At 70.3% G+C, this 22,427-nt stretch carries 17 protein-coding genes; 14 read left to right on the top strand and 3 right to left on the bottom strand.

The window, feature by feature from the left end; translation table 11 throughout:
• Window positions 1-54: 54 nt before the first annotated feature.
• The 8 genes from H5J26_RS05600 to hflX all read left to right on the top strand — a co-directional run bounded on the left by H5J26_RS05600 (window position 55) and on the right by hflX (window position 9,871).
• Window positions 55-696: a DUF5994 family protein gene (locus H5J26_RS05600; RefSeq protein WP_309237791.1), complete on the top strand. Its 642-nt coding sequence runs from the start codon at window positions 55-57 to the stop codon at window positions 694-696.
• 5 nt (window positions 697-701) lie between these two features.
• The gene (locus H5J26_RS05595; protein WP_181764569.1) at window positions 702-968 is read left to right on the top strand and encodes a hypothetical protein; all 267 of its coding nucleotides are present in this window, start codon (window positions 702-704) and stop codon (window positions 966-968) included.
• Window positions 969-1,051: 83 nt separating this feature from the next.
• Window positions 1,052-2,197, top strand: coding sequence for a fatty acid desaturase family protein (locus H5J26_RS05590; protein ID WP_181764568.1), 1,146 nt, complete (start codon window positions 1,052-1,054; stop codon window positions 2,195-2,197).
• Window positions 2,198-2,712: 515 nt separating this feature from the next.
• Window positions 2,713-3,216 (top strand): hypothetical protein, encoded by a 504-nt coding sequence (locus H5J26_RS31285; RefSeq protein ID WP_181764584.1) that lies wholly within the window; start codon window positions 2,713-2,715, stop codon window positions 3,214-3,216.
• A gap of 52 nt (window positions 3,217-3,268) precedes the next feature.
• Window positions 3,269-4,138, top strand: coding sequence for a diaminopimelate epimerase (dapF, locus tag H5J26_RS05580; protein WP_181764567.1), 870 nt, complete (start codon window positions 3,269-3,271; stop codon window positions 4,136-4,138).
• A gap of 233 nt (window positions 4,139-4,371) precedes the next feature.
• Window positions 4,372-6,534 (top strand): RelA/SpoT family protein, encoded by a 2,163-nt coding sequence (locus H5J26_RS05575; RefSeq protein WP_181764566.1) that lies wholly within the window; start codon window positions 4,372-4,374, stop codon window positions 6,532-6,534.
• A 134-nt stretch (window positions 6,535-6,668) separates the two neighbouring features.
• A complete protein-coding gene (locus tag H5J26_RS05570) occupies window positions 6,669-8,135 on the top strand; it encodes a M1 family metallopeptidase (protein WP_181764565.1) in 1,467 nt (488 codons plus the stop codon).
• 218 nt (window positions 8,136-8,353) lie between these two features.
• Window positions 8,354-9,871 (top strand): GTPase HflX, encoded by a 1,518-nt coding sequence (hflX, locus tag H5J26_RS05565; RefSeq protein ID WP_181764564.1) that lies wholly within the window; start codon window positions 8,354-8,356, stop codon window positions 9,869-9,871.
• Between the two features lie 81 nt (window positions 9,872-9,952).
• Here the strand turns inward: hflX and H5J26_RS05560 are convergent, their stop codons facing one another.
• Together H5J26_RS05560 and H5J26_RS05555 are read right to left on the bottom strand one after the other, a co-directional pair.
• Window positions 9,953-11,152 carry a trypsin-like serine peptidase gene (locus H5J26_RS05560; protein WP_181764563.1) on the bottom strand — a complete coding sequence of 400 codons (1,200 nt, stop codon included), beginning with the start codon at window positions 11,150-11,152 and terminating at the stop codon, window positions 9,953-9,955.
• A gap of 194 nt (window positions 11,153-11,346) precedes the next feature.
• A complete protein-coding gene (locus H5J26_RS05555) occupies window positions 11,347-12,564 on the bottom strand; it encodes a trypsin-like serine peptidase (protein ID WP_181764562.1) in 1,218 nt (405 codons plus the stop codon).
• A 241-nt stretch (window positions 12,565-12,805) separates the two neighbouring features.
• Between H5J26_RS05555 and H5J26_RS05550 the strand changes: the two genes are divergently transcribed.
• The 5 genes from H5J26_RS05550 (at window position 12,806) to H5J26_RS05530 (ending at window position 20,318) form a co-directional block, all read left to right on the top strand.
• Window positions 12,806-14,851, top strand: coding sequence for an IucA/IucC family protein (locus H5J26_RS05550; RefSeq protein WP_309237790.1), 2,046 nt, complete (start codon window positions 12,806-12,808; stop codon window positions 14,849-14,851).
• Between the two features lie 64 nt (window positions 14,852-14,915).
• Window positions 14,916-15,653 (top strand): GNAT family N-acetyltransferase, encoded by a 738-nt coding sequence (locus H5J26_RS05545; protein WP_181764561.1) that lies wholly within the window; start codon window positions 14,916-14,918, stop codon window positions 15,651-15,653.
• Between the two features lie 94 nt (window positions 15,654-15,747).
• Window positions 15,748-17,598 carry an IucA/IucC family protein gene (locus tag H5J26_RS05540; RefSeq protein WP_309237789.1) on the top strand — a complete coding sequence of 617 codons (1,851 nt, stop codon included), beginning with the start codon at window positions 15,748-15,750 and terminating at the stop codon, window positions 17,596-17,598.
• A gap of 40 nt (window positions 17,599-17,638) precedes the next feature.
• Window positions 17,639-19,651, top strand: coding sequence for an ATP-dependent DNA helicase (locus H5J26_RS05535; RefSeq protein ID WP_181764560.1), 2,013 nt, complete (start codon window positions 17,639-17,641; stop codon window positions 19,649-19,651).
• 193 nt (window positions 19,652-19,844) lie between these two features.
• Window positions 19,845-20,318: a carboxymuconolactone decarboxylase family protein gene (locus tag H5J26_RS05530; protein WP_181764559.1), complete on the top strand. Its 474-nt coding sequence runs from the start codon at window positions 19,845-19,847 to the stop codon at window positions 20,316-20,318.
• Between the two features lie 266 nt (window positions 20,319-20,584).
• Here H5J26_RS05530 and lexA read toward each other — a convergent pair whose 3' ends face one another.
• Window positions 20,585-21,379 carry a transcriptional repressor LexA gene (gene lexA / locus H5J26_RS05525; RefSeq protein ID WP_181764558.1) on the bottom strand — a complete coding sequence of 265 codons (795 nt, stop codon included), beginning with the start codon at window positions 21,377-21,379 and terminating at the stop codon, window positions 20,585-20,587.
• Between the two features lie 442 nt (window positions 21,380-21,821).
• Between lexA and nrdR the strand changes: the two genes are divergently transcribed.
• The gene (gene nrdR / locus H5J26_RS05520) at window positions 21,822-22,379 is read left to right on the top strand and encodes a transcriptional regulator NrdR (protein ID WP_181764557.1); all 558 of its coding nucleotides are present in this window, start codon (window positions 21,822-21,824) and stop codon (window positions 22,377-22,379) included.
• Window positions 22,380-22,427: the final 48 nt, after the last annotated feature.

Genomic DNA, 22,427 nt, shown 5'->3' with positions numbered 1-22,427 from the left:
AGCCTCGCGGTGGGTAGACTGGCGACACCGAGGGCATTCCGCGCACCGGTTCTCATGCCGGTGCCGTTCTTGGCGATTGAAGACACCGGGCCGCTCCCCGGCCCGAGTCAGGTACGCGTCATGCACGTGACCGCAGATCGCACTCAGCTCATTCACGAGTCGTATTCCACGCCGTCGGTCCGTCTCGCGCTGAAGGCAGAGGACGCCCCGAGGGGTCTCCTGGACGGTGCCTGGTGGCCCCGCTCCCGCAATCTTCTGCGTGAACTCCCCGCACTCACAGACGTGTTGGACCGCCGTTGGGGACGCATCACGCGAGTTTCAGTGAACCCCACTCACTGGCCGGTCATCCCCCGCGAGGTACCGGTCACCGGCCATGTGGTCAAGATCGGCTGGTTCAAGGAGGAGCAGGACCCGCACAAGCTTGTGCTCCTGTCCTACCGCATCGGCCGCTGGGACCTGCTGGTGATACCTCCGCAGGCGAACGCCGCCACGGCTGCCCGACTGATGGCCGCCGCAACCGACAGCGGGCTCCGCCTCACCGCGAGCGCGCTCGTCGCAGCCGACGACACCGCCCGGATCCGGAGCGCGGAGCAGCGGACCCGGGAAGAGCGGTGGGAGTCCGACGGCGGACCCGCTCCGGTGGCCCCAGCCACTTCGCGGAGCGCTCCCGTCCCTGCCCACGCCTGCGAGGTGTGAGAGCCATGGACACGCTCATCACCGTGGGCATCATCCTCGCGATGAGCGCCCTGGGAGCAATCTTCATCCGCCGGCTCCACCACAGACAGGCGGGCCGGCTCGCGACGATGCGCTACGGACATCACCAGCCGGGCGAGGAGCGCCCGACCACGGAGGGCCGTCGCATCCGCCCCGTACGCGTTCCGGTCCTGCGCGGACGGGCTCGCCGCGACAACCGTGACGGCGGTCGCGGCCGCCACCCGGCGCGGCGGCGCCGTAGCCGCTCCCAGTGACGGCACGCTGCCCGTGATCAACTGTTGAACCCACAGGAGGGCGTCCCGGACCCTGACCCCTTCCTCCTCCGAGGAGGCATCTGATGAGTGCTCACCCGTCCATCCCCCCTGAGGATTTCCGGCTCCTGGACAGTGCCGAGCACCCGTCCGCCCGTACTTCGCACGCCGTCGCGGCACCCGCCGCGGCGGCCACCGCCTCGCGCACCGGTGGCAGTGACTTCGCCCGGTTGTCGAAACAGATCGTGGCGGCGGGTCTCATGCGCCGGCGGACCGGCTACTACACCCTGCGGATCACGCTCGTGGCCACGCTCTACACCTTGGGCTGGGCAGCCTTCCTGGTGGTCGGCGAGAGCTGGTGGAGCCTGGCGGTGGCGGGGTACTTGGCGCTCGTGTTCGGTCAAACCGCCCTCGTGGCACACGACGTGGCACACCGCCAGGTCTTCCGCCGGCGCCGGGCGAGCGACCGCGTGGGACGGATCGCCGGGAATCTGGGCATCGGAATGGGCTACGGCTGGTGGCAGGACAAGCACACCCGTCACCACGCCAACCCCAACCACGAGGAGCTGGACCCGGACGTCGTCCCCGACCTGCTGGTGTGGACCCAGGACCAGGCACGTACCGCCAGGGGCCTGCCACGACTCATCGGGCGCTCACAGGCCGCCCTGTTCTTCCCGCTGCTCGCCCTGGAGGGCTTCAACCTGCACGTCTCCGGAGTCAGGGCCCTTCGGAACCGGTCAGTGAAACGGCGGGGAGTCGAAGGGACCATGCTGTTCGCGCACTTCGGTCTCTACCTGACGGCGCTGTTCCTGGTGCTTCCCCCGAGCATGGCTCTGCTCTTCCTGGCGGTCCACCAGTGCCTCTTCGGTCTGTACCTGGGCTCCATCTTCGCCCCCAACCACAAAGGCATGCCGACGATCACGGGCACGAGCCGCCCGGACTTCCTGCGCCGTCAGGTGCTCACCTCACGCAACGTACGCGGCGGGTGGTTCACGGACATCGCACTGGGCGGGCTCAACCACCAGATCGAGCACCACCTCTTCCCGAGCATGCCGAGTCCGCAGCTGCGCAAGGCGCAACCCATCGTCCGACAGTACTGCGCAGAGGCGGGCGTGGAGTATCTGGAGACGGGGCTCCTCACGTCCTACCGGCAGGCGCTCGGGAGCCTGCACCGTGCCGGCGCACCCCTCCGGGAAGCCCGCCGGAGCCGACGCTCCCGCTCCGACGTCTGAACTCGCCCTGATCACGGACGGCAGGCTGGAGCCACAGGGCCACGAGCGAGTGCTGGGTTGTCTGTCGAAGAGAACAGGCGTCATCGAGCCACCACCCCGCACCCGGCACGCCCGGGGCCCGGGGGACTCCCGCTGTTCAGGGCCGTCTCCGGGCCGTGAGAGGGTGACCGGAAACGACCGATGACACCCATTGGCGACCGCACCGAAACGCTGCCGTGCTGGTGATCGCCAGGTTCGTTCTGGAGGGCGGAACGGCCGGTCACAGCCTGATCACGTGATGGCATCGGGACGCCCTGCGCGTCGGTCGCGGGTAGTCCGGCATGCCATCATCGACCATCGTTCGGAGCCTGCAGGCGTAGTTGGGAGGGCGGGTGGCGATGGAGGCCGGCCCTCGTGACAATGACGAGACCGCAGTCGACGAAGTCGAGCGTCTCGGCGGGTCCGTCGGGCGCATCGAGGACTTCGCGGATCTTGACGATCCCGCGGGGCGCGTCCCCAACGGCAACGGCGGAGCCGTGGCCGACGGCAGCCCGGACACCGGCGGCGACGGCGACGGCGCCACAGATTTCGACGAGCCCCCTGCGGACGATGTGAGCGCAGCCGACTTCTCCGACGACGAGGACCCGGCCGAGGTCTCCGAGGACGGGAATCCGTCCTCCGTCTCCGACGACGAGAGCTCCGTCGAGCCACACGAACTGCGCCCCCCGCGAAAGCTGCGGCTGTGGCAGCTCGCCCCCATCGTGGGGCTGGGCACGCTCGGCTCGCTCATGTTCGCCTTCCCCCTGGCCTTCGAGCCCGGCGGCGGCACGGGCGCGGTCGTCTCGATGCTGGGCCTGCTGATCTGCAGCTGCGCGGCGGGCTGGGGCGTGATGGCCGCCCGGCGAGTGGGTCTGACCTGGCCGGGGCTGCCCGCCCGGGGCTCGGGCGAGCGCCCGGACTGGCGGGTGGTCCTGCTCTACGCGGTGATCGTCGGCACCGTCGCCCTCCTCGCGATCTGGCGCGTCGCCAGGCTGCGCTGACGCAGAGGGCTCGACGGGTGGGGCTCGCCCCCGCTCCCGTACGATCGAGGGCATGACCAGCGCACAGCCCGTGCCGTTCCTCAAGGGGCACGGCACCGAGAACGACTTCGTGATCCTCCCCGACCCGGACGGCCTGCTCGAGCTGTCCCGGGAGACCGTCGCGCGGCTGTGCGACCGGCGGGCGGGCATCGGCGGGGACGGGCTGCTGCGCGTGGTGCGCTCGGCGGCTCACCCGGAGGCGCGGCACATGGCCGGGGACGCCGAGTGGTTCATGGACTACCGCAACGCGGACGGCTCGGTCGCGGAGATGTGCGGCAACGGCGTGCGCGTCTTCGTGCGCTATCTCGAGCGCGCGGGGCTGGCCAAGGCCGGAGAGGTGGCCGTCGCCACCAGGGCGGGAGTGCGGCGTACGCATCTGGCCGAGGACAGCGGAGAGATCACCGTCGCGATGGGGCCCGCCGAGATCCCCGGCGGCGACGTCACCGTGCGCGTCGGCGAACGCAACTGGCCGGCGCTCCACGTCGGCATGGGCAACCCCCACGCAGTCGTCTTCGTCGGTGAACTCGCCCACGCCGGCCGCCTCTTGGACGCTCCTGAGGTGGAGCCGGCGGCGGCCTATCCGCATGGCACGAACGTCGAGTTCGTCGTCGACCGCGGCCCTGGCCACGTCGCCATGCGGGTGCACGAGCGAGGTTCCGGTGAGACCCGCTCCTGCGGTACGGGAGCCTGTGCGGTGATGGTCGCGGCGGCGCGGCGCGACGGCCTCGACCCGGCGGTCGACGGTGCTCCCGCGACGTACACCGTCGATGTGCCCGGCGGCCGGCTGGTGATCACCGAACGGACCGACGGCGATGTCGAGATGACCGGACCGGCCGTGATCGTCGCCGAAGGCGTCGTCGACCCCGTCTGGCTGCACGCGTAACCCTGCACGCGTAAGTACGGCGGAGCCTTCGACCCGAGGGCTCGAACACCGGCCGGACGTCCCGTCAGAACAGTCGGCGCATGCGCAACCTCGCGAACTCCCGTGCGCTCAAACGTCCCTCGATCAGGTGATCCGTTTCACGCTGGGCGGGACCCGGTCATCAGCGTGTCCTGAGATCGGTACCATCGCAGACCCGGGCCCCAGCCGGGGGATCGCGTCAGCGGGAGGTGCCCATGAGGAGTCTGCGAAGGCTCAGTCACGCGGCCCTGCTGGGGCAGGCGCCCCGGCGCGACGGCCTCCCCGACGCCATGGAGCACGTCGCGAAGGTCCACCGGGCGCACCACCCGCAGGCTGATCTTGCTGCGCTGCGCCGGGCCTACGTCCTGGCCGAGTCCTCGCACCGCGGCCAGATGCGCAAAAGCGGCGACCCCTACATCACGCACCCCCTGGCCGTCACCCTGCTGCTCGCCCAACTGGGCGCGGAGACCACCACGTTGACGGCATCCCTGCTCCACGACACCGTCGAGGACACGGACGTCACGCTTGAGCAGGTGCGCAAGGAGTTCGGCGAAGAGGTCAGCTACCTGGTCGACGGCGTCACCAAGCTGGAGAAGGTCGACTACGGCGCCGCGGCGGAGCCCGAGACCTTCCGCAAGATGCTCGTGGCCACCGGCAACGACGTCCGCGTGATGTCGATCAAGCTCGCCGACCGGCTGCACAACATGCGCACCCTCGGCGTCATGCGCCCCGAGAAGCAGGTCCGCATCGCCAAGGTGACACGGGACGTCCTGATTCCGCTCGCGGAGCGCCTGGGCGTACAGGCGCTCAAGTCCGAGCTGGAGGATCTGGTCTTCGCCATCCTCCACCCCGAAGAGCACGCGCTCGCCCGCGAGTTGATCGCCGAGCACGTCGAGCAGCCCGACCCCCTCACCGGCGTGGCGACGTCCGTACGGCACGTGCTGCGCGAGGCGGGAATCGTCGCGCAGGTCCTCATCCGGCCGCGGCACACCGTCTCCGTCCACCGACTGCGCCTGAAACGCGGCGAGTTGGGGCCCTGCGACTTCGGGCGACTGCTGATCATGGTCGAGGAGGACGCGGACTGCTACGCCGTCCTGGGGGAGCTGCACACCTGCTTCACGCCGATCGTGGCCGAGTTCAAGGACTTCATCGCCGCACCGAAGTTCAACCTCTACCAGTCCCTGCACACCGCTTTCGCGGACGAAGAGGGCAGGGTGGCCGAAGTCCTCGTACGTACAAGGCAGATGCACCGCATCGCGGAGGCCGGAGTCATCGCGCTCGGCGATCCGCACGGAGCCCAGGCCGCGGAGAACGAGGGCGCCGCCGAGCCGGGCGGGCCCGGCTGGCTCTCGCGCCTCCTGGAGTGGCAGAGCCACGCCACCGACACGGAGACCTTCTGGGCGGAGCTGCGCGACGAGCTCGCTCAGGACCGCGAGATCACCGTCTACTGCGCCTCGCCAGGAGTCGCGTCCGCGCCCAGCGGCGGCGCACTCCCGCTGCCCGCCGGAGCGACATGCGTGGACGCGGCCTACGCGCGCTACGGGGAGGCGGCCCACCGCTGCATCGGCGCTCGCGTCAACGGGCGGCTGACCGCCCTCAGCACGGTGCTGCGCGACGGCGACGCCCTCCAGCTGTTCCTGGAGCCCGCCGCGAGCGCGCCCTCCGGCCCCTCGCCGGAGTGGCTGCAGCACGCCCGTACCCCGGCCGCCCGCATCGCCATCCGGCACTGGCTTGCGGCCAATCCCCCCGTTTCCGAGGCGGAGTTGACCACAGTCGGCGCGGGCACCGCCTTGATCGGCGAGGGCCCGCACCGGGCCTTCGCCCCGGCGGCGTCGGCGGCCGCCAATGTCGCTGACGGGCGTGCGGAGGCGAGCGTGAGCACCGTCCCGCGTGCCGCCCACGAGGCGAGCGTCCCGCACTCGGCCGCCTCCGTCGTGGCCGACGACCCGCACGCCGTCGTGCGGCTCGCACGATGCTGTACGCCCGTCCCGCCCGACTCCGTGACCGGATTCGCGGTCCGCGGCGGCACCGTCACCGTCCACCGCGACGGCTGCCAGTCGGTGACCCGCATGACGTCCACGGGGCGGCGCCCCGTGCCTGTGCGCTGGGAACAGGGCGCCGCGGGATGCCGGGTGACGCTGCGCGCCGAGGCGCTGGGCCGCCCGCACCTGCTCGCCGATCTGACCGAGATCATCGCGGCGCAGGGCGCGGCGGTCGTCTCAGCCGATGTCGAGCCGCCCCGTGAGCAGCGCGTCCTCCACACGTACACGCTGCAACTCCCGGACGCGGCAGGGCTGCCGGACCTGATGCGCGCCATGCGCCGCGTCCCCGGCGTCTACGACGTCACCCGCGCCACGCGCCCCCTGCCCGCACGCTGAGCTGAGCCTTTCGCCGCCCTGTCCGGGGGGTCGGCGGATCGGCTGCACCGCAGCCGATGCAGGCTGACTTCTTTCGAGTGTGCCGCTGCTGCGGCACCCCCATGGCGCCGCAGATGTGCTGATATGCACGCTTCATGGCCCTCTCACCCCCCGCAGCGGCGCGGCAGGTCCGCCGCCGTGCCCTCACGTGCGCCTCCGCCGCCGCCACCGTCCTCGTACTCGTCGGTGCCGGACTGCCGTCCCCGGAAGCACTCGGCGTGGGCGACCGGCTCTTCCCCGAGCTCGGCAACCCCGGATACGAGGTGCGCGCCTACGACATCTCCTTCGACTACTCGGGCGTCAACACCCGGGCGCTCCAGGCACGTACGGTCATCGACGCCGTCGTCACCTCGCCGGCAGGGCTCAAGAGCTTCAACCTCGACTTCGCCTCGGGGAAGGTGAAGTCCCTCAGCGTCAACGGCCGGACCGCCCGTTACCGGAGCGTCAAGGAAGACCTGGTCGTCACCCCGGCCCGGCCCGCGAAGCGCGGCGACCGGCTGCGCGTCGACGTCCGGCACACCAGCCCCACGGGCGACCCCGGTAAGGGAGGGTGGCTCCGGACCAAGGACGGGCTGGCCATGGCAAACCAGGCGGACGCCGCGCATCGCGTCTTCCCCGCCAACGACCACCCCTCCGACAAGGCGGCCTTCACCTTCCACGTCACCGCACCGAACGCGCTCTCGGTGACCGCAGGCGGAAGGCCGGCAGGAAAGTCGCGCAAGGGCGCCAGGACGGTGTGGACCTACCGGATGGCCCACCCGATGGCCACCGAGCTCGCGCAGGTCTCGATCGGCCGCTCGCACGTGCGGCACACGAAGGGCCCGCACGGTCTGCCGTTGCGCGACGTGCTGCCCCGCAGCGACCGGGCCGCGCTGGAGCCCTGGCTGGCGAAGACGCCGGGACAGGTGAAGTGGATGGAAAAGCGGGTCGGACGCTATCCGTTCGAGACCTACGGGCTCCTGATGGCCGACGCCGAGACCGGCTTCGAACTGGAGACGCAGACGCTCTCCCTCTTCGAGAAGCGGCTGTTCACCGTGCCGGCGGTCCCCGACTGGTACAAGGAATCGATCATGGTGCACGAGCTCGCGCACCAGTGGTTCGGCGACAGCGTCACCCCGGAGCAGTGGGACGACCTGTGGCTGAACGAGGGCAACGCCACCTGGTACGAGTGGCTCTACGGAGCGGAGCGGGGCGGACCCTCGCTGGTCTCGCGGGTGCGCGAGGCCTACCGGACCTCGGACACCTGGCGCACCGAGTTCGGACCGCCGGCGCGACTGCACCCGGCCCGCCCCGGCAACAAGATCGACATCTTCCGCAAGAGCGTCTACGACGGTTCGGCAGTGGTCCTCTACGCCCTCCGCGAGAAGATCGGTGCCGCCGCCTTCGACCGTCTGCAACGCGAATGGGTCTCGCGCTTCCGCGACGACAACGCCTCCACGGACGACTACATCGCGCTGGTCAACAGGATCTCCGGGAAGGATCTGACGCGGTTCATGAAGGACTGGCTCTACGGCACCAAGACCCCGCCGATGCCAGGTCGGCCGGGCTGGCGAAGCAAGTGAGACACGCACCCGGCGCCCGTGCGCGCCGGGTGCCCCAAATCCGGGTGACGGGACGAAGGCGTCGTGCCACCATTTCGGCAGGCGCACAAAGCGCTCCGCGGGGCCCGGGCCGGGAATCAAAGCGGCCGGGTGAGCGTTGTCGAGTCAGAGCTGTGAATGCTTTCGTTCTTTGCATGTCCGGCTCTCCCGCGCACTCTTCACTTCGACGTAAGGACCCAATGACCTCCTCCTCCCGTTCTTCTTCCCTTCCGCACAATGGCCCGCGAGTCGCCGAATCCGACCGCCGAGCTGACGCCCTGATGGAAGAGGACGTTGCTTGGAGTGACGAGGTCGACGGCGAGCGTGACGGTGATCAGCTGGACCGTACCGAGCGCGCGGCGCTGCGTCGCGTCGGCGGCCTCTCCACGGAGCTCGAGGACGTCACAGAGGTCGAGTACCGGCAGCTGCGCCTGGAGCGCGTCGTGCTGGTCGGCGTCTGGACCTCCGGCACCGCCCAGGATGCGGAGAACTCCCTCGCGGAGCTTGCCGCCCTGGCCGAGACGGCCGGAGCGCACGTCCTCGACGGCCTCGTCCAGCGGCGGGACAAGCCGGACCCGGCCACGTACATCGGCTCCGGCAAGGCCGAGGAGCTCCGCGAGATCGTCCTCGGCACCGGCGCCGACACCGTCGTCTGCGACGGTGAGCTCAGCCCCGGCCAGCTGATCCACCTCGAGGACGTCGTCAAGGTGAAGGTCGTCGACCGTACGGCTCTGATCCTCGACATCTTCGCCCAGCACGCCAAGTCCCGTGAGGGCAAGGCGCAGGTGTCGCTGGCACAGATGCAGTACATGCTGCCGAGGCTGCGCGGCTGGGGCCAGTCGCTCTCCCGGCAGATGGGTGGCGGTGGCTCCGGTTCCGCGGGCGGCGGCATGGCGACGCGTGGTCCCGGTGAGACCAAGATCGAGACGGACCGTCGCCGCATCCGCGAGAAGATGGCGAAGATGCGCCGCGAGATCGCGGAGATGAAGACCGGCCGCGAGATCAAGCGGCAGGAACGCCGCCGCAACAAGGTGCCCTCGGTGGCCATCGCCGGATACACCAACGCGGGCAAGTCCTCGCTGCTCAACCGCCTCACCGGCGCCGGCGTCCTCGTGGACAACTCCCTGTTCGCCACTCTGGACCCGACCGTGCGCAAGGCCGAGACGCCGAGCGGCAGGCTGCACACGCTGGTCGACACCGTCGGATTCGTGCGGCACCTTCCGCACCACCTGGTGGACGCCTTCCGATCCACGATGGAGGAGGTCGGCGACGCCGATCTCATCGTGCACGTCGTGGACGGCGCACATCCGGCTCCCGAGGAGCAGCTGGCCGCGGTGCGCGGAGTGATCCGTGACGTGGGTGCCTCCGAGGTGCCGGAGATCGTCGTCGTCAACAAGGCGGACGCGGCCGAACCGCTCGTGCTGCAGCGGCTGTTGCGTGCGGAGAGCCGTGCGCTCGCGGTGTCCGCCCGTACGGGGCAGGGCATCGAGGAGCTGCGTGCCCTCATCGACGAGGAGCTGCCGCGCCCCTCCGTCGAGCTAGAGGTGCTCGTGCCCTACACTGCGGGCCAGCTGGTCTCGCGCGTGCACACCGAGGGCGAGGTGCTGTCCGAGATGCACACCGAGGACGGCACGCTGCTCAAGGCCAGGGTGCACGCGGAGCTGGCAGCCGAGCTGCGCAGGTACGAGCCGGCTCCGGCCGCCGTCGAGCGGATCTGACCGGTTTCACGGCGCAGGGCCCGCCCCTTCCTCTGCGGAGGGGCGGGCCCTGCTGCGTGAGCGCTGAACTTGCGGGTGGTGTCAGTTCTTGCCCGCGTACTTCTTGCTGATCCCGTCGAAGACGTTCTTCGCGGTCGGCCCGAGGCGCGGCCCCGCGAGCCAGGTGGCGGGCTGCGGGCCGATCGAGTTCACCGAGACCAGCTCGGCCTTGCCGCCCTTGCCCTTCATGAACCAGCCGCCGCCGGAGGAACCGCCGGTCATGGTGCACCCGATGCGGTACAGGGCGGGCTCTGACGGGTCGATCGTCAGGCGGCCCGGCTTGTCGGTGCAGCTGTACATCTTCGCCCCGTCGTACGGGGGCGCAGCCGGGTAGCCGTAGGAGCTGAGCCCGGAGAAGCGCTCGGTACGCGGAGCCCGGAAGTTGATCTTCACGGCCGCTCCGACGGTCTCCTCGAGGGACTTGCCGGCGGGCCGTTCGGGCCGCACGTGCAGCACCGCGAAGTCCTGCTGGGCGCCTCCGCCGCCCGACTGCGCGCCTTTCTGGATCCAGTAGTCGCTCGTCTGGGCCCACTCGCCCCACCACTGCCCGTACGGTGCGACGTCCTGCGGCTGGGCGCTCTGCACCTGCGCGGGGGAGAGGCCGCGGTTGTTGTACGCGGGCACGAACATGATGTTGCGCAGCCAGCCGCCGCTCCTGCCGGAGTGCACGCAGTGCCCGGCGGTGGCGACGAGGTTGGACTTGCCCGGGTTGCGCGGGTCCTTGACGACCGTGCCGGAGCAGACCATCGGGCCCTTCGGGGTGTCCATGAAGACCTTGCCGGCGGGCGCGGCGTTGCGGGTGTACGGCGTCTTCACGTTCCGCGCCTTCACCGCACGCGGCTCGGGCCCGGTGGCGCTCGCACCGGAGGCGGACTCGACGTCGGCGGGGACGCGCTTTCCGTTGTCCTCGGCCTTGTCCATCCGGCCGGGCTTCCAGTGGTCCTTGATGTACGGGTTGACGAAGTCGGAGCCCTCACGGACCCACTGGTCGCGGTCCCAGTTCTTCCACTCGCCGTTGCGCCACTTCTCCAGGTCCTTCAGCGAGCTGGGAAGGTCCTTGGGCAGCTCCTTCGGAATGCCGAGGTCCTCGGTCGAGGACGGCTTCGCGGAGGGCTTGGCCTGTGCGTCGGTCTTACCGTCGTCGCCGGACTGGCAGGCGGTGGCGGTCAGGACGAGAGTCGCGGCGATCGCGGCGGCGGCCACGATCGGACGCCGGTGTCCCGGCCTGCTTGTCGATGACATCGAAGAAAATCCCCCTGGGCGGGCTCGTGTGAACTCAGTGCTGTGCTGCTGGAACGCTGTTTGAACTGGGTGTCGCTGAGCAGCCGGTGCCTTCGGACGGCACCGGCCGGCGTACCGGCCAGGGTGAGCGGACGGCCCTGATCGCGGCTCAGCGCGACGCGGCCGCCCGACTCACCCGGGGCGTACGGCCGTTGCTACTTCTTCGCGATCGAGTCGAAGACGTCCTTGGACTCCTTGCCGATGCGCGCACCGGCGAGCCAACCGCCCCCCACCGGACCGATCGAGGTGACGGAGAGCAGCTGCCTGCCGCTCGGGCTGAGCCAGCCGCCGCCCGAGGAGCCGCCCGTCATGCTGCAGCCGACGCGGTACATGGTCGGCTCGCTCGGGTCGATCGTCAGACGGCCCGGCTTGTCCTTGCACGTCAGCATCTTCGATCCGTCGTACGGAGGAGCTGCCGGGTAGCCGTGCGGGGTGAGGCTCGGAATCGCCTTCACCCGGGGCGTGTTGAAGTTGACCTTCGCGGCCTTGCCCACGATCTCCTGCAGGGACGGCCCGGACTTCTTGTCCTCGGGCTGGACCTTGAGCACGGCGAAGTCTTGAGGGGCGCCGCGGCCGCCGGTCTTCGAACCCTCCTTGATCCAGTGGTCGGTCGTCCCGGCGTACTTCGCCCACCAGACCCCGTCGGGGGCGACGTCCTTCTTGGAGGCCTTCCCCAGCTCGGCGTTGGAGAGGCCCTTCGGGTTGTACCGCGGCACGAAGACCACGTTGCGGAACCAGCCCCCGGTCTTCCCCGCGTGCACGCAGTGCCCGGCGGTGGCGACGAGGTTGGACTTGCCCGGGTGCGCCGGGTCCGTCACGACGGTGCCGGAGCAGACCATGGAGCCTTGCGGGGTGTCCATGAAGACCTTGCCGACGGGCGGAGTGGCCTTGGTGTAGGGCAGCTTGACCGGCTTGGCCGCCACTCGCGAAGGCGTGGGGTCGGTGACGCCTTCGTCCTCACCGGTGCCGTTGTCGCCGCCGCTCTCGCCGTCGTCGATCTCGTCCTCGTCGACCTTGCGGTCGTTCCCGTCGGCGTCCTTCATCCGGTCCGGGTCCCAGAGGTCGTCGATGATCGGGTTGACGAACTCCTTGGCCCTGCGGAGCCATTCGTCCCGGTCCCAGTTCTTCCATGCGCCGTTACGCCACTTGTCGAGGTCCTCGAGCGAGCTGGGGAGGTCCTTGGGCAGCTCCTCCGGCAGTCCCAGATCCCGCTTCTCCTTCTTGTCCGGCTGTGCCGAATCCGAAGCGCCGGGATCGCCGCCCGCGTTGTCGTCTTCCGGGCCGCAAGCGGTGGCCGTGAGGGCCAGCGCGGCGACGACCGCTGCCACGGCCAGCGCGGGACGTCGCCGCGGAGGCCGGAGGTTGGCTGACATGAATGAACTCCCCCTGAAGTGTCGTGCTGCCTCTTGAATTGTCATGAACCCCGCGCGAACGAGGCGGGCACCCACTATGCCCGGTGAGGTGGGGGACGGGCCCGGCAGGGTCCACGGTTCCGACCGGTTCACCTGACAGATCTTCACTTCGCCCGTGATCCGGGGGCTCCGGCTTCGTTGGTACGGACGGGGGACACGGCTCGCTCTTCTGCGCGCCGAGCCGACGGCGGAGGAGATCTCTGTGAACGCCCGTACCGGATCAGCCCAGAGCATCCAGCGGGACCCGGTGCGCGAGGAGTTCGGTCCCCCCGTTCGTTCAGCCGCCGTACCGGGACAGGTGCTCGACCCGGCGCGCGAGTCGCTCGCGGACACCGGCGCGGCACGCGCGGCGGACACCGAACTCCCCATGCCACGCGACGATGCGGGGCGCCAGCGGTCCGCACCCGCCCAGCCGTGGGACTCCGCCCGCACCGCGGACGCCTCGGCCGTACGGAATCTGCTCCGCTGCTGGGTCAGGGAGCACGACGTCCCACGGCCCGCCCAGGACCTGCTCCGCATCGCCCTCGACGCCACCGGGGCCGTCCTGCACGTCCCCGTGCACTACTGGTCGCTCACCGGCCTGCACCGTTTCGGACAGCCGCTGCTCCAAGGCGCCCCCACGGGCGCACCCCCGCTCGACGCCGTGACGCTGGCGGCGCTCATCGTCCGGGAAGCGGCGTACCGGAATTCCGAAGCCGGAGCGGCGCCCGCGCCGTCCGGGGCAGCCGATCCCGCGGACGACGCCGCATCCGGCGCCGTCCGCGACGGCACGGGCCTCGCGGAGGCCGCCGGGCTGGTCGCCCGCGTCTTCGACTCCGTGCAGCGCACGACCGACTTCCTCACCGGACGGGACGCCAACCCCGAAACCCCCCTGGGGACAAGCCCGTTCCTGGACGCCGAGCAGTCACTCGTCCTGGGCCATCCGCTGCACCCCGCGCCCAAGAGCCGTCAAGGGCTGTCCGAAGCCGAGTCCTTCGCGTACTCGCCCGAACTCCGCGCCGCGTTCCCGCTGCACTGGATGGCGGTGGACCGTTCGGTGTTCGCGTGCGACTCCGCCTGGACGGAACGGGGCCGGACCGTCACCGGCGAACAGCTCGCAAAGCGCCTCGGGGGAGACGCGCTCGCCGCACGACTCCCCTCCGGCACCGTCCCGTTGCCGATGCATCCCTGGCAGGCCCGGCAGGTGCAGCACCAGCCCGCAGCGGCCCGGCTCCTCGCCGACGGGCTCCTCCACGACCTCGGCCCGTCAGGTGACCTCTGGCATCCCACATCGTCCGTGCGCACCGTCGCCCAGCCCGACGGATCGGTGATGCTCAAGCTGTCCCTGGGCCTGCCCATCACCAACTCCCGCAGGGAGAACCTGCGCAAGGAGCTGCTGCGCGGCCTCGAAGTGCACCGGCTGCTGCGCTCCGGCCTCGGCGCCCAATGGCGGGCCGCGCACCCGGGTTTCGACATCGTCCGTGATCCGGCGTGGCTCGGCGTGGACGGCCCCGACGGGGAACCGGTCCCCGGCCTCGAGACGGTCGTCCGGCACAACCCGTTCGGGGTCACCGAGGACGCGGTGTGCATCGCCGGGCTGACCTCGCCGCGGCCCTGGCCGGGAGGGCGGCGCGGGGTGCTGCGCTCACGGCTGACCGACATCGTCGAGCGTCTGGCCAGGCGTACCGACCGGCCTGCGGCGGCTGTCGCCACGGAGTGGTTCCTGCGTTACCTCGACGCCGTCGTACGGCCCGTGCTCTGGCTCGACGCACACGCCGGCATCGCCCTGGAGGCGCACCAGCAGAACACGCTGGTGCTGCTGGACGAGGCCGGCTGGCCGGCCGGCGGACGCTACCGCGACAACCAGGGCTACTACTTCCGAACTTCGCACCGCGAAGGCCTGGAGGCGCGGCTGCCCGGTGCCCGCCTCGGCATCGCCAGCGACTCCTTCGTCCCCGACGCGGTGGCCGACGAACGCTTCGCGTACTACCTCGGCATCAACAACATCCTCGGTCTGATCGGCGCGTTCGGCGAACAGAACCTCGCCGACGAGCGGCTCCTGCTCGCCGGTCTGCGCCGCTTCCTGCGTACGCAGACGAAGGAGGTCTCGGGCGCGCCCGCGTCGCCGCTGCCCTCCCTGCTGCTGGAGTCGCCGAGGCTGCGCTGCAAGGCCAACCTGCTCACGCGTCTGCACGGCCTGGACGAACTCGTCGGCCCCGTCGACACCCAGTCCGTCTACGTCACCATCACCAACCCGCTGGCCGCCTGAGCTGCCGGGAGTCCGGCACCCCCGTCCCACGCGACCGAGCACCGAGAGAAGAGGAGGCGCCGCCGTGCACGAGCCGAGACACCCCGCTCCCGGCGCGTCCAGCAGCGACGACACACTCGACCTTCAACTGGCCGACGAACTGGCCGCCTTGCTCGCCGAGCACGAGAACGCCGACGCCGGCCGGCCAGGCAGGGCCCGCTACTCGGCCGAGCCGAGGCGGCCGGTGGAGCCCGGTCTGCTCGACTCGGTCCACGACTGGCCGCCCTGCCGTACGCCTGCGGGCACGATGCGGCTCGTGCCGGTCCGGCTGGAGCGCGATCTGCGCCTGATCACAGCGTGGATGAACGACCCCGCGGTCGCCGCCTTCTGGGGGCTTGCCGGACCGGAGCAGGTCACCGCCGCTCACCTGCGCGCACAACTGGACGGCGACGGCCGCAGCGTGCCCTGCCTCGGCGTCCTCGACGGGGTGCCGATGAGCTACTGGGAGATCTACCGCGCCGACCTCGACCCCATCGCGCGCCACTGCCGGGCCCGGCCGCACGACACCGGACTGCACCTGCTGATCGGCGGCGTGCCCGACCGCGGGCGCGGTCTCGGTACCGCCCTCCTGCGCGCCGTCGCCGACCTCGTCCTCGATCAACGCCCCGACTGCGGCCGGGTGCTGGCCGAACCGGACATCCGGAACGTCGCCTCGGTTTCGGCGTTCCTCAGCGCCGGCTTCCGCCTGTCCGCAGAAGTCGACCTGCCCGGCAAACGGGCGGCTCTGATGATCCGCGACCGGGAGTTGCGGGATCTGCTCTGAGTTCTGTCACGGCCAGGCCCGGTGCGTCTCCCACGACGCACCGGCTCGACGGCCGACCCTCCCCTGCCTCGTCCCCGAGCAAAGGAGATCAACAGTGCACCTGCCGACCGCTGACGACGGCCAGGACGATTCCTGCGAAGCCGCTCCGCTCCACCTTCCGCCCGGCCTCGACCGGGACAGCTGGCGACGGGCGTCGCTCAGGCTGCTGGTGAAGATGATCAGCGAGTTCGCGTACGAGGAGATCATCCGTCCCGAGCCCGACTCCGCTTCCGGCCCGGAGGCGGGCGACCGCATCTCGCGGGGCACGATGCGCCCGTACCGTCTGCACGTCGGCGACGACCTCACCCTCCGCTTCCGGGCACGCTGCGGCGCGTACGGGCACTGGAACATCGATCCGGCCTCCCTCACACCCGCCGGCATGGACCCGTTCGTCTTCCTCGCCCACAGCCACGAGACGCTGCTCGGCCTCACCGGAGACACCACCGGCCACCTCATCCGCGAACTGAGCGCGACCCTCACAGCCGACGTGCAGCTGGCCACCCGCGAGGTGACCGCCGAGCGGCTTGCCGAACTCGACTACGCGGAGCTCGAGGGCCACCAGAAGGGCCACCCCTGGCTCGTCGCGAACAAGGGACGGCTGGGCTTCTCCGCCTCCGACGCGACCCGTTGGGCTCCCGAGGCGCGCCGCGCACGCTGTCTGCCGTGGATCGCGGTACGAGCCGGCCTCGCCGCCTACCGCGGCGTGCGGACACTCACCGAACCGCACCGGCTCTACGCGCGCGAGCTCAGCCCGGACACCCTGCGCGACTTCCGGCACACCCTTCGCTCGCGCGGGCTGCCCTCCGAGGACTACCTCTTCCTCCCCGTCCACCCCTGGCAGTGGGACGAGACGATCGTTCCGCTCTTCGCGGCCTCGATCGCCGCAGGCGACATCGTTCCGCTGGGCTCGGACGGTGATCTGCGGCTCCCGCAGCAGTCGATCCGTACCTTCCTCAACACCAGCCGTCCCGAGCGGCACACCGTCAAACTCCCGCTGTCCGTGCTCAACACCCTCGTGTGGCGGGGGCTGCCGACCGAACGGACACTCGCCGCTCCCGCCGTCACGCAGTGGATCCACGGGCTGCGCGAGGGCGATTCCTACCTTCGTGACGACTGCCGCGTGATCCTCCTCGGCGAGGTCGCGTCCGTCACCGTCACGCACCCCCTGTACGACCGGATGCCCCAAGTGCCGTACCAGTACCGCGAACTGCTCGGCTGCATCTGGCGGGAGCCCCTGGCCGGACAGCTGGACTCCGGGGAACGAGCGCGCACCCTGGCGTCCCTCATCCACACCGACGCACGGGAGAAGTCGCTCACGGCGGAGCTGGTCAAGCGGTCGGGGCTGAAGCCGCGCGTGTGGCTGCGCCACCTCTTCGCCGCTCTGCTCCCTCCCCTGCTGCACTTCCTCTACCGCTACGGAACGGTCTTCTCCCCGCACGGCGAGAACGCGATCGTCGTCTTCGACGAGCACGACGTGCCCGTACGACTGGCGATCAAGGACTTCGTCGACGACGTCAACGTCACCTCCGAGCCCGTGCCCGAGCTGGCAGACATGCCCCAGGAGGTGAGTGAGGTGCTGCTGCGGGAGCGTCCGGACTTCCTCACCCAGTTCATCCACTCCGGTCTCTTCATCGGCGTCTTCCGCTACCTGGCACCCCTGTGCGAGGAGCAACTACACGTGCCGGAAGCGGAGTTCTGGTCACTCGTACGGGCGGAGATCGAGCGCTACCACGGGCGCTTCCCCGAACTGAAGGACCGCTTCCGGACCTTCGACCTGCTCGCCCCGCGCATCGACCGCCTCTGCCTCAACCGCAACCGTCTGCACATGGACGGCTACCGCGACCGTTCCGAACGCCCGCACGCCGCCGTGCACGGGACCGTCGCCAACCCCCTTCACCCGGTGTGACCGACGTGTTGTCAGAGGGGCCGCGTAGGGTGCGGTGTCTATGAGCAAGCCCGCCCTCACCGATCTCCTCAATGCCGCTGTGACCGCCGTCGGCGGCACGGAACGTCCTGGTCAGGTCGCCATGGCCGAGGCCGTGGCGGAAGCCGTCGACGGCGGCACGCATCTGCTTGTCCAGGCGGGCACCGGCACGGGGAAGTCCCTCGGATATCTGGTTCCCGCCCTGGCTCACGGCGAGCACGTCGTCGTCGCGACGGCGACGCTCGCCCTCCAGAGGCAGCTCGTCGAGCGGGACCTGCCCCGCACCGTCGAGGCGCTGCACCCGCTGCTGCGCCGCCGCGCCGAGTTCGCCATGCTCAAGGGCCGGTCCAACTACCTGTGTCTGCACCGCCTGCACGAAGGAGTGCCGCAGGAAGAGGAGGACGGGCTCTTCGACCCGTTCGAGGCCGCCGCCCCCACCTCTCGGCTCGGCAAGGACCTCCTCCGCCTGCGCGACTGGTCGGACGACACCGAGACCGGCGACCGGGACGACCTGCGGCCCGGCGTCTCCGACCGGGCCTGGTCCCAGGTCTCGGTCTCCGCCCGCGAATGCCTCGGCGCCTCCAAGTGCGCATACGGAGCGGAGTGCTTCGCCGAGGCCGCCCGCGAGCGCGCCAAGCTCGCGGAGGTCATCGTCACCAACCACGCCCTGCTCGCGATCGACGCGATCGAGGGTGCCGCCGTGCTTCCGCCCCACGATGTGCTGATCGTCGACGAGGCCCACGAGTTGGTCTCGAGGGTCACAGGCGTGGCCACGGGCGAGCTGGCTCCGGGCGGCGTCAACCGGGCGGTGCGCCGCGCCGCCCGGCTCGCCGACGAGAAGACGGCCGACAGGCTGCAGACCGCGGCGGAGAGCTTCGAGCGGCTGATGGAGCTGGCCCTTCCCGGCCGCCTGGAAGTGGTCCCGGAAGACCTGGGACACGTTCTGATGGCTCTCCGCGATGCGGCCCGTGCATGCATCACTGCCATCGGGAACACCCGCGACAGGTCCGTCCAGGACGAGGACGCGGTGCGCAAACAGGCCCTGGCCTCCATGGAGAACGTGCACGAGGTCGCCGAACGGGTCGTCGAGGGCTCCGAGTTCGACGTGATCTGGTACGAGCGGCACGACCGGTACGGAGCCTCGCTGAGGGTCGCGCCATTGTCGGTCTCCGGGCTGTTGCGTGAGAAGCTCTTCGCCGACCGCTCGGTGGTTCTCACATCCGCCACGCTCAAGCTCGGCGGCGACTTCAACGGGGTCGGCGCCTCACTCGGCCTCGCCCCCGAGCGCGTCCTGGAAGACGACTCGCCCGGCGGCAAGGGCGAGGTCGCAGCGGAGGAGACCCCGCAGTGGCGCGGCCTGGACGCCGGCTCGCCCTTCGACTACCGCAAGCAGGGAATCCTGTACGTGGCGGGGCACTTGGCGCCGCCCGGTCGTGAGGGCTCCCGCCAGGACATGCTCGACGAACTCGCCGAGCTCGTGGGTGCCGCAGGCGGCCGCACGCTCGGCCTGTTCTCCTCCATGCGCGCAGCCCAGTCCGCAGCCGAAGACCTGCGCGGGCGGCTCGACGTCCCCATCCTGCTGCAGGGGGAGGAGACGCTCGGCGAGCTGATCCGCCGCTTCGCCGAGGATGCGTCGACCTGCCTTTTCGGCACCCTCTCGCTCTGGCAGGGCGTCGATGTGCCGGGAACCAACTGCCAGTTGGTGGTCATGGACCGCATTCCCTTCCCTCGTCCGGACGACCCGCTGATGAGCGCCAGGCAGAAGGCCGTGGAGGAGCACGGGGGGAACGGCTTCATGGCGGTGGCGGCCACACACGCGGCACTGCTGATGGCTCAGGGATCGGGGCGGCTCGTCCGGGCGGCGGGCGACAAGGGCGTGGTCGCCGTCCTGGACCCGCGTCTGGAGCGGGCCCGCTACGGCGGCTTCCTCCGGGCGTCGATGCCGGACTTCTGGTACACGACAGACCGCAACCAGGTGCGACGCTCCCTTGCCGCCATCGACGAGGTGGCCAAGAAGGCCGACGCGGCCCGCTAGCCCGCTTCGGCCGCGGGCACCGGTCTCCCTACGACCTCTGGAGCGCCGTCTCTGCAGCCCACATGAGTGTCGTCGCAGGTGGCCCTCCGTGGCGCGGCAGGGCGAGACGCACGGCACATTCCTTCGTGTCACATCCTGCCGAGCCGTCCCGTCTCAGGTGTGTAAGCCACCGACAACGGCAGGGGAGACCCGCATGGATGCCCGTTTGAACGTCTTCGACAGCCCGACCACAGGCAAGCTCCTGAAGCACATCATCGCGGCGAACAAGGTCGTCTCGGACTCGACGCTTCCGATCGCGACGCAGCATCTGGTCACGCTCCGCGCGAGTCAGATCAACGGGTGTGGCTTCTGCACCGACATGCACAGCAAGGACGCCATCGCCGCCGGTGAGTCGTCGCTGCGCCTCAACCTGGTCGCAGCGTGGCGGGAGGCCACGGTCTTCTCCGAGGAGGAGCGCGCCGCGCTGGAGTTGACCGAGCAGGGCACCCGCATCGCGGACGGGGCCGGTGGCGTCACGGACCAGGCCTGGGAGGATGCCGCCAAGCACTACGACGAGGACCAACTCGGCGCCCTGGTCTCCCTGATCGCTCTCATCAACGCCTTCAACCGGATGAACGTCATCATCAAGCAGCCCGCCGGCGACTACCAGCCCGGCCAGTTCGGATGACGAAGAGTGCGTGGACGGGGCCGTGGGTTCCGTCGCGTAGCAGCACATGCTCCAGGCGCCGGGCATTCTCGTCCGGCGCCTGGAGCGCTTCTCCGGCCTGACGAGGTCCGGCTGGCGGGAAGAGGGTCTCGCCGGCACCGTTGAGACGCCTCAGGTCCGCAGCGCGGCCCTGAGTGTCTGGCGCCCCGCGGACAAACTGCAGAGCCGCCGGCTCCGGCGCAGTGGAACCGACGGCTCTGACCCGTGAGGGGCCGGGTGCGCGTGCCTCACACCCTGCGCAGCACCGCTACGACCTTGCCGAGAATCGTCGCGTCGTCACCCGGGATCGGCTGGTAGGCGGCGTTGTGCGGCAGCAGCCACACGTGGCCGTCCTCGCGCTTGAAGCGCTTGACGGTGGCCTCGCCGTCCAGCATCGCAGCGACGATGTCGCCGTTCTCGGCGACCGGCTGGCGGCGTACGGTCACCCAGTCGCCGTCGCAGATAGCTGCCTCGATCATCGAGTCACCGACGACCCTCAGCACGAACAGGTCGCCGTCACCGACCAGTTGGCGCGGCAGCGGGAACACGTCCTCGACCGACTCCTCCGCGAGGATCGGCCCGCCGGCGGCGATACGGCCGACGAGCGGAACGTAGGACGCGGAAGGCTTGCCCGTGGTGTCGGTGGCGGTCTGTGCGCTGGAGGTGTCCGAGCCCCTGACCTCGTACGCACGCGGCCGGTGAGGGTCGCGGCGCAGGAAGCCCTTGCGCTCCAGAGCCATCAGCTGGTGCGCGACGGAGGAGGTGCTGGAGAGGCCGACGGCCTGGCCGATCTCGCGCATCGACGGTGGGTAACCACGTCGTTGCACGGAGTCCCTGATCACCTCGATCACCCGGCGTTGCCGGTCGGTCAGCCCCGAGCTGTCCGCCCGGATGCCCGGAGGTCGACCCGGCAGCGAGCGCTTGACTTGTTGATCCTCCTGAGCCTCCGCGTCCATGGCCTCATTCAGCGGCTGAATGTGGTCGAGTGACTGCGCGGAACGGTTCTGGGAGGTGATGGTGGCACTGTCTGCGGTGGTGGTCACGTCGGCCCCTCTCGAGCGGTTCTCCCTAGTAGGACAACGGTAGTTGGTTTCGAAAGGTTGCGCCAAACACACGTTCGAGTGAAAATTCCTGGTTCCTCTGGCTCGATCAGAGTCGACGGTGTAGATGTCTGCCCGTTTCCCAGGTTCCGCACCGGCTCGCCGAGTGTCTCAACCGTGCCCCCCGTGGCCTCTGCCGGACCTCTCCTCACGTAGGCTCGTGGCCTGCCGCACGGATGCGACACGCGTCGTGGCATCTGACGCACCGACACCAGATCTAGTGGTTAGATTGGCGTGCGCCACCACAAGTTGTGGTCCCCGGGGGTCCGGTAGCGACTTCGTCGATTATGCTTGTGGCAACTTCACGGACTCCTCCAGGGGTCCGCCGAGGGCGTATCAGTCATGCACGACGCGGGCTTCCGCAGGCTCGAGGAGGGTGGGGGAAATGCACTGTCCCTTCTGCCGGCACCCCGACAGTCGCGTGGTCGACAGCCGTACGGCCGACGACGGCACCGCGATCAGGAGGCGCCGCCAGTGCCCTGACTGCTCCCGCCGCTTCACGACGGTCGAGAGCGCGTCCCTCATGGTGATCAAGCGCAGTGGCGTCACCGAGCCCTTCAGCCGGGACAAGGTGATCGCGGGCGTCCGCAAGGCGTGCCAGGGCCGCCCCGTCACCGAGGACGCCCTCGCCCAGCTCGGCCAGCGGGTCGAGGAGGCGGTGCGGGCCACCGGGAGTGCCGAGCTGTCGGCGCACGACGTCGGCCTCGCGATACTCGGCCCGCTCCAGGACCTTGATCTTGTGGCTTACCTGCGCTTCGCCTCCGTCTACCGCGCCTTCGAGTCCATCGAGGACTTCGAGGACGCCGTGGAGGAGCTGCGCGGAGCCCGTACGAGCGCCGGAGAAGGCGTGCACGGCGAGGGCGGCAAGACCCGTGGGGGAAGTGGGGCGGATGGCGCGGGCGAGAGCCCCGGAGCGCCGGTTTCGGTGCCGGCCGCCGACTGAGCGGCGGCCCGCCGAAGCCTTCGGACACGGCCGGGCGCGAGCAGCGTG

Origin of the sequence: Streptomyces albidus (ex Kaewkla and Franco 2022), from assembly GCF_013870515.1 — a bacterium.
Lineage (GTDB): Bacteria > Actinomycetota > Actinomycetes > Streptomycetales > Streptomycetaceae > Streptomyces > Streptomyces albidus.
Note: the sequence above shows the minus strand (reverse complement) of the source record. Positions and strands in the feature narration are given on the sequence as shown.